Origin of the sequence: Halomonas sp. I1, assembly GCF_032334135.1 — a bacterium.
In the GTDB taxonomy this organism is placed as follows: Bacteria; Pseudomonadota; Gammaproteobacteria; order Pseudomonadales; family Halomonadaceae; genus Halomonas.
In genome coordinates this window covers 30,915-43,313 of record NZ_JAVXUS010000006.1, presented here as the reverse complement: position 1 = coordinate 43,313, position 12,399 = coordinate 30,915, and the positions used below count along the sequence as shown (strand labels likewise).

At 64.2% G+C, this 12,399-nt stretch carries 11 protein-coding genes; 3 read left to right on the top strand and 8 right to left on the bottom strand.

Features of this window, described 5'->3' with window-relative positions:
• The first annotated feature begins 8 nt into the window (after positions 1-8).
• Complete coding sequence (gene fabB / locus RSO41_RS09050; protein ID WP_315618768.1) at positions 9-1,223, top strand: beta-ketoacyl-ACP synthase I; 1,215 nt, start codon at positions 9-11, stop codon at positions 1,221-1,223.
• Between the two features lie 88 nt (positions 1,224-1,311).
• Here fabB and RSO41_RS09045 read toward each other — a convergent pair whose 3' ends face one another.
• A complete protein-coding gene (locus RSO41_RS09045; protein ID WP_315618767.1) occupies positions 1,312-2,076 on the bottom strand; it encodes a lysophospholipid acyltransferase family protein in 765 nt (254 codons plus the stop codon).
• On the bottom strand, positions 2,073-2,966 hold the full coding sequence (locus RSO41_RS09040; RefSeq protein ID WP_315618766.1) for a sugar nucleotide-binding protein: 894 nt from the start codon (positions 2,964-2,966) through the stop codon (positions 2,073-2,075). The genes RSO41_RS09045 and RSO41_RS09040 overlap by 4 nt, the downstream gene beginning before the upstream one ends.
• A gap of 252 nt (positions 2,967-3,218) precedes the next feature.
• On the opposite strand from RSO41_RS09040, the gene RSO41_RS09035 reads away from it, so the two are divergent.
• Positions 3,219-4,388 (top strand): arylamine N-acetyltransferase, encoded by a 1,170-nt coding sequence (locus RSO41_RS09035; RefSeq protein ID WP_315618765.1) that lies wholly within the window; start codon positions 3,219-3,221, stop codon positions 4,386-4,388.
• 110 nt (positions 4,389-4,498) lie between these two features.
• Here the strand turns inward: RSO41_RS09035 and ssb are convergent, their stop codons facing one another.
• Both ssb and RSO41_RS09025 read right to left on the bottom strand, forming a co-directional pair.
• On the bottom strand, positions 4,499-5,095 hold the full coding sequence (ssb, locus tag RSO41_RS09030) for a single-stranded DNA-binding protein (RefSeq protein WP_315618764.1): 597 nt from the start codon (positions 5,093-5,095) through the stop codon (positions 4,499-4,501).
• A gap of 92 nt (positions 5,096-5,187) precedes the next feature.
• A complete protein-coding gene (locus RSO41_RS09025; protein ID WP_315618763.1) occupies positions 5,188-6,582 on the bottom strand; it encodes an MFS transporter in 1,395 nt (464 codons plus the stop codon).
• Between the two features lie 157 nt (positions 6,583-6,739).
• Between RSO41_RS09025 and uvrA the strand changes: the two genes are divergently transcribed.
• Complete coding sequence (gene uvrA / locus RSO41_RS09020; protein WP_315618762.1) at positions 6,740-9,607, top strand: excinuclease ABC subunit UvrA; 2,868 nt, start codon at positions 6,740-6,742, stop codon at positions 9,605-9,607.
• Positions 9,608-9,836: 229 nt separating this feature from the next.
• Here the strand turns inward: uvrA and rplQ are convergent, their stop codons facing one another.
• The 4 genes from rplQ to rpsK all read right to left on the bottom strand — a co-directional run bounded on the left by rplQ (position 9,837) and on the right by rpsK (position 12,360).
• On the bottom strand, positions 9,837-10,220 hold the full coding sequence (rplQ, locus tag RSO41_RS09015; RefSeq protein WP_013331017.1) for a 50S ribosomal protein L17: 384 nt from the start codon (positions 10,218-10,220) through the stop codon (positions 9,837-9,839).
• Between the two features lie 39 nt (positions 10,221-10,259).
• Entirely contained in the window at positions 10,260-11,258 is a 999-nt protein-coding gene (locus RSO41_RS09010; RefSeq protein WP_315618761.1) for a DNA-directed RNA polymerase subunit alpha, read from the bottom strand.
• Positions 11,259-11,340: 82 nt separating this feature from the next.
• A complete protein-coding gene (gene rpsD, locus RSO41_RS09005) occupies positions 11,341-11,961 on the bottom strand; it encodes a 30S ribosomal protein S4 (protein ID WP_275288010.1) in 621 nt (206 codons plus the stop codon).
• 12 nt (positions 11,962-11,973) lie between these two features.
• On the bottom strand, positions 11,974-12,360 hold the full coding sequence (rpsK, locus tag RSO41_RS09000) for a 30S ribosomal protein S11 (protein WP_013331014.1): 387 nt from the start codon (positions 12,358-12,360) through the stop codon (positions 11,974-11,976).
• Between the last annotated feature and the right edge of the window lie 39 nt (positions 12,361-12,399).

Here is a 12,399-nt window from a genome sequence, read left to right as displayed (position 1 = left end):
AGGCTTCCATGCGACGAGTGGTAGTCACCGGCCTGGGCATCGTGTCCTGCCTGGGCAACGACGCACAACACGTTCTCGAGGCACTGCGCCAGGGACGCTCGGGCATTCGCTTCAAGGACGACTACGCCGAGCGGGGCTTCCGCAGCCAGGTCGCGGGCGTCGTCGACATCGACCTCGAGACGCTGGTCGACCGCAAGCTGCGGCGCTTCATGGGCGACGCGGCAGCCTATGCCTACGTGTCCATGGCCCAGGCCATCGAGGACTCGGGCCTCGCCCCGGAACAAGTCTCCAACGAGCGTACCGGCCTGATTGCCGGTTCCGGCGGCGCCTCCAGTGCCAACCAGGTGGAGGCCGCCGATGTCATGCGCGAAAAAGGGCTGCGTCGCGTTGGCCCCTACCGCGTCACCCGCACCATGGGCAGCACCGTCTCCGCCTGCCTGGCCACGCCCTTCCAGATCAAGGGCGTCAACTATTCGATTTCCTCGGCCTGCGCCACCTCGGCACACTGCATCGGCAATGCCATGGAACAGATCCAGCTCGGCAAGCAGGATGTGGTCTTCGCCGGCGGCGGCGAAGAAGAGCACTGGACACTGTCCTGCCTATTCGATGCCATGGGCGCACTGTCGACCCAGTACAACGAGTCCCCCGAGCAGGCCTCTCGCCCCTATGACCAGGCCCGTGACGGCTTCGTCATCGCCGGTGGCGGCGGCATGCTGGTACTCGAGGAACTGGAGCATGCCAAGGCCCGCGGCGCCAAGATCTATGCCGAGCTGGTGGGCTACGGCGCGACCTCCGACGGCCATGACATGGTCGCCCCATCCGGGGAAGGCGCGGTGCGCTGCATGCGTCAGGCAATGGCTTCCGTGGATGGCGACATCGACTACATCAACACCCACGGCACGTCCACGCCAGTGGGCGATGTGGCTGAACTCCAGGCCGTGCGCGAGGTATTCGGCAATACCACGCCGGCGATGAGCTCCACCAAGTCGTTGACCGGCCACTCGCTGGGCGCCACCGGGGTGCAGGAAACCATCTACTCGCTGCTGATGATGGAAAACGACTTCATCGCCGCCTCGGCCAACGTGGAAAATCTCGACGAGCAGGCCGCAGGCTTCGATATCGTCACCGAGCGCCGCGACACGCCAGTGGAGCGCGTGCTATCCAACAGCTTCGGGTTCGGTGGCACCAACGCCTGTCTGGTGCTGCAGCGATACCACGACTGACACCGGTCACCTGCAAGGCAGACCGTCAAGGGCGTCCCAGAGGCGCCCTTCTCGTGCCAGGCGCCTCCCGGCTGCGTTCTCGGGAAAATCAGCTCGGCTGGGTTTCGCCATCAACCGCCTGGCGCTCGTTGCGCGGCCGCGGCACCTCGGAGATCTCGGCGAGCTGCGCCTCGATCCAGGCCTCGGTTTCGGCCAGCACCTCTTCCGCGGTGCGCCCGACGGTCTCGATAGGCTCACCGACCACCACTGTCAGACGCCCCGGGCGCTTGACCCAGTGACGCCCCGGCCAGCGCTCACCGGCATTGTGGGCTACCGGCACCACCGGCATGCCGGCCCGACAGGCGATCACGGCACCGCTCTTGTTGTAGCGCCGCCGTTGCCCGGGCTCGACACGGGTTCCCTCCGGAAAGATCAGCACCGAGAGCCCTTCCTCGAGACGCTGCTTGCCCTGGGTCAGCACCTGCTTCATGGCACGGGCCGGCTTGCTGCGATCCAGGGCGATGGGGTGCAGCAGCCGCAACCCCCAGCCAAAGATCGGGATATTGAGCAGCTCCCTCTTGAGCACCGTGCAGACCGGCGGCTTGAGCAACTGTAGATAGACGGTTTCCCACTCGCATTGGTGGTTGGCCAGCAGGACACAGGGGCCATCGGGCAGACGTTCACGCCCATGAACCTCGTAACGCACGCCGCAGGTCAGCCGAAACCAGGCGATGATGAAATGGTTATAGAGGTTGAGCAGACGATAGCGATGCGCCAGTGGCAGGAAAGGCGAAGGCGGCAGGAACAACACCCCGCAGATGAGCATGGCCAGGAAGTAGCCGATGTAGAAAACCGTGCTGCGAATGACATTCATGCCTTCCCGGGCTCCCCTGTCGTACTCTCTTCTTCGTCCCTCGCCAGGCACCACAGGTCCAGCATGCGGCCCACCTCGAGTCGCCAGGGTTTCTGATGCACGCCGAAGGCCTCCAGGACACGACGGCAATTGAGCACCCGGCGCAGCGGCTGGTCATGATGATGGCTCAGTGCCTTGACGCTACCCAGCTCGACCGACTCGCCGCGCCCCTCGAGACGCGTGGCCAGCTGGGTACGGACCATCGAGACGAAGGTGTAGGCACTGACCGGTTCCGTGCCCGCCAGGTGATAGCTGCCCCAGGCATTGGCGCCACAATGTTGTTGCTGCAGCATGCCGATCAACGCCATGGCGACGGCATCGGAGGACGTGGGGCAGAAGATCACATCGGCGGCGGCGCGCAGTTCGTCCCCTTCCGTCAGGCTGTCGAGCAACTCGCCGAGCCAGGCATGACTGCCCTCGAGGGCGAAGAGCGGGCCGAGACGAACGATCAGATGGCGGGGCAGCTCGGCGCGGATACGGTCTCCCGTGCGCACCAGGTGTCTCAGGCCATCATCCCGCGGCTCGGGAATCACATGTTCATCGATGGGCCCCTCGAAGCCCTCTTCATAGAGCTGATCGGAAACACACCAGACCAGCGGAACGTCGCGCTCGCGACAGGCCCGCATACAGGCTTCTACCGCCTCGGCATGCGCCGTCACCGAGGCCGGATCGGCATTGATCGGGTGCGACAGCGGCGGGATGATCAGCGCATCGGGAACCACCTCATCGAGGCGTTCGGGCGACAGGTCCAGCCCGGGCTCGATAACCAGTTCGACATCACTGCGCCGATTGCTCTCTCGAGCCAGCGCCAGGCTCAGACAGTGACCGGCATCCAGTATCAGCAGCTTCACGGCGGCTCCTTACTCGGCCATGGGGCGACCGCGTCGCGTCACGCGCCCTGACGATCGACGCTTTGGCGGTCCAGGGCTCCGTATTTTACACGATCTCCCGACCACACGCGGCCACTCCCTCGATGATAGTCCGGCATTCGGCACCCGCTTCAAGGGGCAGACCGGCGTCTCGGCAAGGCCTTGACCTCAACTATACTTGAGGACCTATAACCTGACGTGTTCTCTCGACCCACGACCAAGGAGACACGCCAGATGTCATCATCCCTCAATCCTGGTGATCGCACCCAGCAGCATGATGGGGCCGTCACACAGCCTCGAGCCCAGAACCGACATGGCGCCACGACAACGAAACGGGCCTTGTTGCTGGGCTATGCGCCCCGGACGCTGGAGGCATTGCGTGACGAGCTGACCGAACTCGGCGTCGCGACGGGCGAAGAAGCATCGGTTGCGCACCTTGCCAACCCCGGGTTCGACGTAGGCATCCATGCCCCCGACACTCCTCGAGCCGAGCGCCACCGAGCCCTCGAGCTACTCGGCTCGCACACCCCGTTGCTCGAGGCCCCCGCCTCGCTTGCGGTATCCCGCGTCATCTCGGTCCTCGATGGCGAGGCCACAGCCACGACCGACCTGGACGCCTACTGCGAACGAATCGGCTACCGGGGCCCCAGGGAGGCAAGCCTCCGCACACTCACGGCGCTGCAGGAACACCATCCCGCCGCCATCGCCTTCGAGAATCTCGATGTCCTGTTGGGCAAGACCATCGACCTGAGTCCCGAGCGCATCGATGCCAAGCTGATCGACGGCCGGCGCGGCGGCTACTGCTTCGAGCACAACAACCTCTTCAAGCGCGCCCTTGAAGCCTTCGGCTTTCGCGTCGACGGCCTGATCGCGCGAGTGCTCTGGCAGGCCCCGGCCGGCAGCGCCCCCGGCCTACCGACCCATATGGCCCTCCGGGTCTGGCTGGGCGACACCCCCTGGCTGGTCGATGTCGGCTTCGGCGGCAACATGCCCACGACACCGCTCGACATGACGTCCAGCGCGCCACAACCGACCTCCCATGGCCTCTACCGGGTCCTGCCCTTCGGCGATGGCTGGCGGCTGCAGGTGTGGATCGACGACCGCTGGCACTCCCTCTACGAGCTCGCGCCGACACCGCAACTCGACAGTGACTACGCATTGCCCAACTGGTACACCGCCGCGCACCCGGCGTCGCATTTCCGCCATCACCTGACCGTGGCACTCAGCACCCCGGAGGCACGCTACAGCCTGGCGGATCGACGACTCACGGTGCGCACGATCGACGGCCAACAGACGCGCACCCTGCTGGATGCCGACGGCCTGGAGCATACCCTTCGTGAAGCCTTCGGCCTGGCCGTCAGCCCAGACTGGCGGCCGCTGATCGAGCGGATTGCCGAGACCTGAGCGGCTCCGGCATGCCGAACGCGCGGAGGGGCTGACGCGCCATGCCGGGTACCCCCAGACAGCGAAACGCCCCGTCGAAGCGGGGCGTTACGTGGGGAGGACAGCATCCCCTAGAACGGGATCTCGTCATCGAAATCATCGAAGCTGCCCGGATCGGGCGCTCCGTAGTTGCCACCCTGCTGGCCACCTTGATTCGGGGCCGGTTGCTGCGGGGGACGCTGCTGCGGCTGGCCACCGCCATAGCTGCCGCCCTGCTGCGGCTGACCGCCGAAACCGCCCTGTTGCGGCTGTTGAGGTTGTTGAGGTTGTTGCTGCGGCTGAGGCTGACCACCACCGAAGCCGCCCTGTGGAGCTCCGCCCATGTCGCCACCGCGCGAGTCGAGCATCTGCATGTCGTTGGCGACGATCTCGGTGCTGTAACGATCTTGGCCGTTCTGATCCTGCCATTTGCGGGTCTGCAGGCGCCCTTCGACGTACAGCTTGGAGCCCTTGCGCAGATACTGCTGGGAAATCTCGGCCAGCTTGTTGAACATCACCACCCGGTGCCACTCGGTGCGCTCCTGACGCTGACCGCTCTGACGGTCGGTCCAGGTATCGGTGGTTGCCAGGTTGAGATTGGCCACCGCGGTACCGGAGGGCGTGAAGCGCACTTCCGGGTCCTGCCCGAGGTTGCCGATGAGTATGACCTTGTTGACGCCACGGGCCATGGTTGACTCCTTATGAATACGTAGTGCTGCGGATTCCTTGGCGCCGGCGTACCGGCACCGCCATCATGTCAGGGTCTCACGACCCGGTGGGTTCAAGCACCGTCCTGCTCCCTGCCCCGGGCGACCAGTTCCGCCAGGGCCGTTTCATCGAGACGCTGACGGTCGACCTTGAGGTAGGCCAGTCGCTCTTCCGGTACCACCAAGACATCCTCGACGCCTGCGACATCGGCAAACTTCGCCATCAGGGTATCCAGTGCATCGTCGCGATGTCGCTCGTCCAGCGCGACCACTTCACTGGAAAGATGTCGTGGCGGTGTCATGCCGGCCATCAGTGCCAGCCAGACGCCTCCCAGCATGGCACATCCTACGAACACCGCGGCAAGCCCCCACTGCTGAGACAGCCACCCCCCCAGCACGCCGCCCAGGAAAGCGCCCAGGAACTGACTGGTGGAGTAGAGCCCCATGGCCGTTCCCTTGGCGCCGGCCGGCGCCAGCTTGCTGAGCATCGACGGCAGGGTCGCCTCGAGCAGATTGAACGCCGTGAAGAAGACCAGCAACCACACCAGCAGGCCGCGCAGGCCCTCGGCAAAACCGGCCAGGCCGACCAGACTCAGGGTGATCGCGGCAATCGACCCCAGGCACATGACCTTCATCTGGCGCCGCTTCTCGGCCACGATCACCAAGGGGACCATGGCGATGAAGGCCACCGCCATGACACCGAGATACACCCAGCCCTGTTGCGCGCTTTCGATCCCGGCATCGACCAGGCGGAACGGCACGGCAACGAAGATCGCCATCAGGATGAGATGCAGGGAAAAGATCGAGACATCCATGCGCCACAGATCGACCCGCCCGAGAATGCCGGCGAGCTGTCCACGGTCCAGCCCCACATCACGATGATGGCCACGCCGCGGCGCCGGCGGCACCAGCTTCCACAGCACAGCCAGCCCCACCGCGGAGAGTCCGGCGGTGAACCAGAATACGCCGGCCAGCCCGAACCGGGACGCGACCAGCGGCCCCAGGACCATGGCCACGGCAAACGCCACGCCGATGGATAGCCCGATGGTGGCCATGGCCGCGGTGCGCACCTGCTCACGGGTCTGATCTGCCAGCAACGCCATGATGGCGGCGGCCACGGCGCCACTCCCCTGCAGACAGCGCCCGATGATGATGCCGGCAATGCTGTCGGCCTGAGCCGCCACCATGCTGCCAACCATGAACAGACAGAGACCGAAGGCAATGACCGGCTTGCGGCCGATACGATCCGAGACCAGACCGAACGGGATCTGCAGGGCGGCCTGGGTCAGGCCGTAAATGCCCAGTGCCAGGCCAACCAGCAACGGTGTCGCACCACTGAGGTCTTCCGCATGCAGTGCCAGCACCGGCAGCACCATGAACAACCCCAGCATCCTCGAGGCATAGAGCCCCGCCAGGCCGGTGATGGCACGACGCTCGGAAGCCAACAGCAGTCCAGAGACCTTTCGCATAGGAATCGCGTTTCCGTGAACGGGCTGGCGCCCTTGAATGGACCGCATATTCTAGCGTTTCGTCACCACCTGGGGGAAGCCGAAGCGAGCCGAGGCTTTGCCGGGGCCATGAGCGGCCACGTATAATCGGCCTTTTGCCGCGTCTCGCGAGGTGGGAATGGACAAGATTCTGGTCAGGGGTGCGCGCACCCACAACCTCCAGCAGATCGACGTCGAGTTGCCGCGGGACAAGTTGATCGTGGTCACCGGCCTGTCGGGCTCCGGCAAGTCGTCGCTGGCCTTCGATACGCTCTACGCGGAAGGCCAGCGACGCTACGTGGAATCGCTCTCCACCTATGCCCGCCAGTTCCTGTCGATGATGGAAAAGCCGGACGTCGACCATATCGAGGGGCTGTCGCCGGCGATCTCCATCGAGCAGAAGTCCACGTCCCACAACCCGCGGTCCACCGTCGGTACCATTACCGAAATCTACGACTACCTGCGCCTGCTCTATGCCCGTGCCGGCACGCCGCGCTGCCCGGAACACGGCGAAGACCTCGAGGCCCAGACCATCTCGCAGATGGTCGACCAGGTGCTGGCCTTGCCCGAAGGCAGCAAGCTGATGTTGCTGGCGCCGGTGGTCAGTGGCCGCAAGGGCGAGCATCTGCAGTTGCTCGCCGAATTGCGCGCCCAGGGCTTCGTCCGTGCAATGGTCGATGGCCAGGTGCTCGAACTCGACGACATCGCCCCGCTGGACAAGAACAAGAAGCATGACATCAGCGTGGTGGTCGACCGCATCAAGGTCCGCGACGGTCTGTCACAGCGCCTGGCCGAGTCCTTCGAGACGGCCCTGGGGCTGGCCGACGGCACCGCCGTGGTGCATTTCATGGACGGCGAGGCCGAGGATATCGCCTTCTCGTCACGCTTCGCCTGTCCGGTGTGCGGCTATTCCATCGCCGAGCTCGAACCCCGGATGTTCTCCTTCAACAACCCGGCCGGTGCCTGCTCCACCTGCGATGGCCTGGGCGTCCAGCAGTTCTTCGCGCCGGACAAGCTGATCAGCCACCCTGAACTGTCGCTCGCCGAAGGCGTGATCAAGGGCTGGGACCGGCGCAGCGTCTACTATTTCAATCAGCTCCAGGCCGTGGCCGATCACTACCGCTTCACTCTGGAAACCGCCTGGCAGGACCTGGCGCGCCACGAGCGCGAGCTCGTCCTCCACGGCAGCGGTGGCGACGACATCGCCTTCAGTTACGTCAACGACCGGGGCCGCAAGGTGACCCGCGAACACCCCTTCGAGGGCGTGCTGCCCAACATGCAGCGCCGCTACCGGGAGACCGAATCCAGCGCGGTACGCGAGGAGCTCGCCCGCTACATCTCGACCCAGGCTTGCCCCGCCTGCCAGGGCAGCCGACTGCGCAAGGAAGCTCGCCACGTCTACATCGATGAGCGCACCCTGCCGGACGTGGTCGGCCTGCCCATCGGCGAATCGCTGGATTACTTCCAGGGGTTATCGCTGCCCGGCCGCCGGGGGGAAATCGCCGAAAAGATCCTCAACGAGATCCGCGCGCGACTGGAATTCCTCGTCAACGTGGGACTCGACTATCTCAACCTGGAGCGCAGCGCCGAAACGCTCTCCGGCGGCGAGGCCCAGCGCATCCGCCTGGCCAGCCAGATCGGCGCCGGCCTGGTGGGCGTCATGTACATCCTCGACGAGCCTTCCATCGGCCTGCACCAGCGCGATAACGATCGCCTGCTCCAGACCCTGGAGCGACTACGCGACCTAGGCAATACCGTCATCGTGGTCGAACATGACGAGGACGCCATTCGGGCCGCCGACCACGTGCTCGACATCGGCCCCGGGGCCGGCGTGCATGGCGGTCGCATCGTCGCCCAGGGCACGCCCGACGACATCATGGCGACACCAGAGTCACTGACCGGGCAGTACCTGGCCAGGCAGCGCCGCATCGAGATACCGCCCTGGCGAATCCCCGGCAATCCGGAGAAGCAGGTCGTGCTGTCCGGAGCCTCCGGCAACAACCTGCAGGACGTCACCCTGACGCTGCCGCTGGGGCTCTTCGTCTGCGTGACCGGCGTCTCGGGTTCCGGCAAGTCGACGCTGATCAACTCGACGCTCATGCCCATCGCCGCCCGGGAGCTCAACCGAGCGACCGCCATGAGCCCCTCTACCTACGAAAAGATCGTAGGGCTCGAGGCGCTGGACAAGGTCATCGACATCGACCAGAGCCCCATCGGCCGCACGCCGCGTTCCAACCCGGCCACCTACACCGGCATCTTCACGCCAATCCGCGAACTGTTCGCCGGTACTCAGGAGGCCCGCGCACGCGGCTACAAGCCGGGGCGCTTCTCCTTCAACGTCAAGGGTGGCCGCTGCGAGGCCTGCCAGGGCGAAGGCATGATCAAGGTGGAGATGCATTTCCTGCCGGACATCTACGTGCCCTGCGATGTCTGCAAGGGCAAGCGCTACAACCGCGAAACCCTGGAGATCGCCTACAAGGGCAAGAGCATCCACGAAGTGCTCGAGATGACCGTCGAGGAGGCCCTGGAATTCTTCTCGCCGGTGCCGGCCATCGCCCGACGCCTGCAGACGCTGATGGACGTGGGGCTGTCCTACATCCGCCTGGGCCAGAGCGCCACCACCCTGTCCGGCGGCGAAGCCCAGCGGGTCAAGCTGGCCCGCGAACTGGCCAAGCGCGACACCGGCAAGACGCTCTACATTCTCGACGAGCCGACCACCGGCCTGCATTTCGAGGATATCCGCCAGTTGCTGACGGTGCTCCACCGGCTGCGCGACCACGGCAACACCATCGTGGTGATCGAGCACAACCTGGACGTCATCAAGACCGCCGACTGGCTCATCGACATGGGCCCCGAAGGCGGCTCCGGCGGCGGCCGCATCATCGCCGAAGGCACCCCGGAACAGGTCGCCAAGGACAGCACCTCGCACACCGGCCGCTTCCTCAAACCGATGCTCGAACGCGCCACGAGCGGCGAGCCGCGCGCCACAAGCAGCGCGGAGGCCTGAGCCGGGCGCGAAGCTCAAACGAGTGACGAGACGCGAGCCACGAGCAGCGCAAAGTCGCGACTCGGGCTCGTAGCTCGTAGCTCGTAGCTCGTAGCTCGTAGCTCGTAGCTCGTAGCTCGTATTCCAGCTTCCAGGCGCGCAGCGCCGTTCTTCAAGCTTCAAACTAAAAAAACCGGCTCCCCGAGGGGAGCCGGTTTTGCTGTCGGACCTTGAGGTCGCGGCACGAGGATCAGTCCTCGGCGGCTTCCTCGACGACCGGACGGTCGACCAGTTCGACATAGGCCATGGGGGCGTTGTCGCCGGTGCGGTAACCGCACTTCAGCACACGGACGTAACCACCCGGGCGCTCGGCATAACGCGGACCCAGCTCATTGAAGAGCTTGCCGACCGTTTCCTTGGAGCGGGTACGGCTAAAGGCCAGACGCCGGTTGGCGACGCTGTCCTGCTTGGCCAGGGTGATCAGCGGCTCGATATGACGACGCAGCTCCTTGGCCTTGGGCAGGGTTGTCTTGATCACTTCGTGCTCGACCAGCGACACGCACATGTTCTTGAACATGGCCTGACGATGTGAGCTGGTACGATTCAGGTGACGACCACTCTTACGATGACGCATGGTTGTGATTCCTTACCAAACTGGGACTCGAGTCGACGCTCACGCGGAGGCCTTGTCGTCCTTCAGGCTAGCGGGCGGCCAATTCTCCAGCCGCATGCCGAGGGACAGACCGCGGGCGGCCAACACGTCCTTGATCTCGTTCAGGGACTTCTTGCCGAGGTTCGGGGTCTTCAGCAGCTCCACCTCGGTGCGCTGGATCAGGTCCCCGATGTAATAGATATTCTCGGCTTTCAAACAGTTGGCGCTGCGAACGGTCAACTCGAGATCGTCCACGGGGCGCAGCAGGATCGGATCGATGTGATCCTCTTCCTCCTCGACTTCCTGTTCCTTGTCGGCTTCCAGGTCGACGAACGCGGCCAACTGCTCTTGCAGAATGGTCGCGCTGCGACGGATCGCCTCTTCCGGATCCAGGGTACCGTCGGTTTCCAGATCAATGATCAGCTTGTCGAGGTCGGTACGCTGTTCGACGCGCGCCGCTTCGACGGAGTAGGAAACCCGACGTACGGGGCTGAAGGTCGCATCCAGCTGCAGGCGGCCGATGGCACGAGACTCGTCGTCGGCATCGCCACGCACGTCGGCCGGTTCGTAGCCGCGGCCACGTGCAATCTTGAGCTGCATCTTCAGCTCTGCACCCTCGTTGACGTGGGCGATGACATGCTCGGGATTGACGATATCGACATCATGGTCGATGGCAATGTCTCCCGCAGTCACGACGGCCGGGCCCTGCTTGTTCAGCGAGAGCACCGCCTCGTCGCGGCTATGCATCTTGATCGCCACGTCCTTGAGGTTCAGGAGGATTTCGATGACATCTTCCTGGACACCCTCGATCGCGCTGTACTCATGGTCAACACCGGCGATCTCGGCCTCTACCACGGCACAGCCGGGCATGGACGAGAGCAGGATGCGACGCAGTGCATTCCCCAGCGTGTGGCCGAAGCCACGCTCGAAGGGTTCGAGCACGATCTTCGCGTGGTGTGCGCTGATCTCTTCGACCTTGATATCGCGAGGACGGAGAAACTCTGTCACTGAACGCTGCATATGAACACCTTTCAGGCTGCCAAACGGATACTCGGTTCTGAAAGCCGCTTCCCGTCAACGGGAAGCGGCGCGGCCCGGCCGCTTATTTCGAGTACAGCTCGACGATCAGGTTTTCGTTGATGTCGGCAGACAGGTCACCGCGTTCAGGCAGAGCCTTGAAAGTGCCTTCCATCTTCTTGGCATCGATCTCGACCCAGGCCACGTCGCCACGGTTGGCGGCGATGCCGAGGGCATTCTGGATGCGGGCCTGGTTCTTGGCCTTCTCGCGAACGGAGACCACATCCCCCGGCTTGACCTGGTAGGACGCCACATTGACGGTCTTGCCATTGACGGCAATCGCCTTGTGACTGACCAGCTGACGTGCCTCGGAACGCGTGGAGCCGAAGCCCATGCGGTAGACGACGTTGTCCAGTCGGGATTCAAGCAGTTGCAGCAACAGCTCACCGGTCGCACCCTTCAGGCGGGCTGCTTCCTTGTAGTAGTTGCGGAACTGCTTTTCGAGCACGCCGTACATGCGACGTACTTTCTGCTTCTCGCGAAGCTGCAAGCCGTAGTCGGAAATACGCTGACGACGCTGGCCGTGCACACCCGGGATCTGCTCGGATTTGCACTTCTTCTCGAAGGGAGTGACACCGCTCTTGAGGAAGAGGTCGGTGCCTTCACGACGAGACAGTTTGCACTTCGGTCCAATATAACGAGCCATGAATCTGTCTCCTTAAACGCGGCGTTTCTTCGGCGGACGGCAGCCATTGTGGGGAATGGGCGTCGCGTCGGTGATGCTTTGCACGCGGAAGCCGGCGGCATTCAGTGCACGCACGGCGGATTCACGACCCGGACCGGGGCCTTTGACCAGCACGTCGACGTTTTTCACACCATACTCGGCTGCAGCAGTCGCTGCACGTTCACTTGCCACTTGAGCAGCGAACGGGGTGCTCTTGCGAGAACCACGAAAACCCGAACCACCGGCAGTCGCCCAGGAGAGCGCATTGCCCTGGCGGTCTGTGATCGTAATGATCGTGTTGTTAAAAGAGGCGTGGATATGCGCGACGGCATCCACTACCTGCTTTTTAACCTTTTTACGGTTGCTACGCGGGTTAGCCATGTTGATGTCTATTCCTGTCGTTACGCCAGAACGTGCGTG

What these genes read in the sequence shown, in the direction of transcription:
- uvrA (WP_315618762.1), top strand. Translation starts at nt 6,740, where the DNA reads ATGGACAAGATTCTGGTCAGGGGTGCGCGCACCCACAACCTCCAGCAG.
- rpsK (WP_013331014.1), bottom strand. Translation starts at nt 12,360, where the DNA reads ATGGCTAACCCGCGTAGCAACCGTAAAAAGGTTAAAAAGCAGGTAGTG.
- RSO41_RS09025 (WP_315618763.1), bottom strand. Translation starts at nt 6,582, where the DNA reads ATGCGAAAGGTCTCTGGACTGCTGTTGGCTTCCGAGCGTCGTGCCATC.
- RSO41_RS09010 (WP_315618761.1), bottom strand. Translation starts at nt 11,258, where the DNA reads ATGCAGCGTTCAGTGACAGAGTTTCTCCGTCCTCGCGATATCAAGGTC.
- RSO41_RS09045 (WP_315618767.1), bottom strand. Translation starts at nt 2,076, where the DNA reads ATGAATGTCATTCGCAGCACGGTTTTCTACATCGGCTACTTCCTGGCC.
- rpsD (WP_275288010.1), bottom strand. Translation starts at nt 11,961, where the DNA reads ATGGCTCGTTATATTGGACCGAAGTGCAAACTGTCTCGTCGTGAAGGC.
- RSO41_RS09035 (WP_315618765.1), top strand. Translation starts at nt 3,219, where the DNA reads ATGTCATCATCCCTCAATCCTGGTGATCGCACCCAGCAGCATGATGGG.
- fabB (WP_315618768.1), top strand. Translation starts at nt 9, where the DNA reads ATGCGACGAGTGGTAGTCACCGGCCTGGGCATCGTGTCCTGCCTGGGC.
- ssb (WP_315618764.1), bottom strand. Translation starts at nt 5,095, where the DNA reads ATGGCCCGTGGCGTCAACAAGGTCATACTCATCGGCAACCTCGGGCAG.
- rplQ (WP_013331017.1), bottom strand. Translation starts at nt 10,220, where the DNA reads ATGCGTCATCGTAAGAGTGGTCGTCACCTGAATCGTACCAGCTCACAT.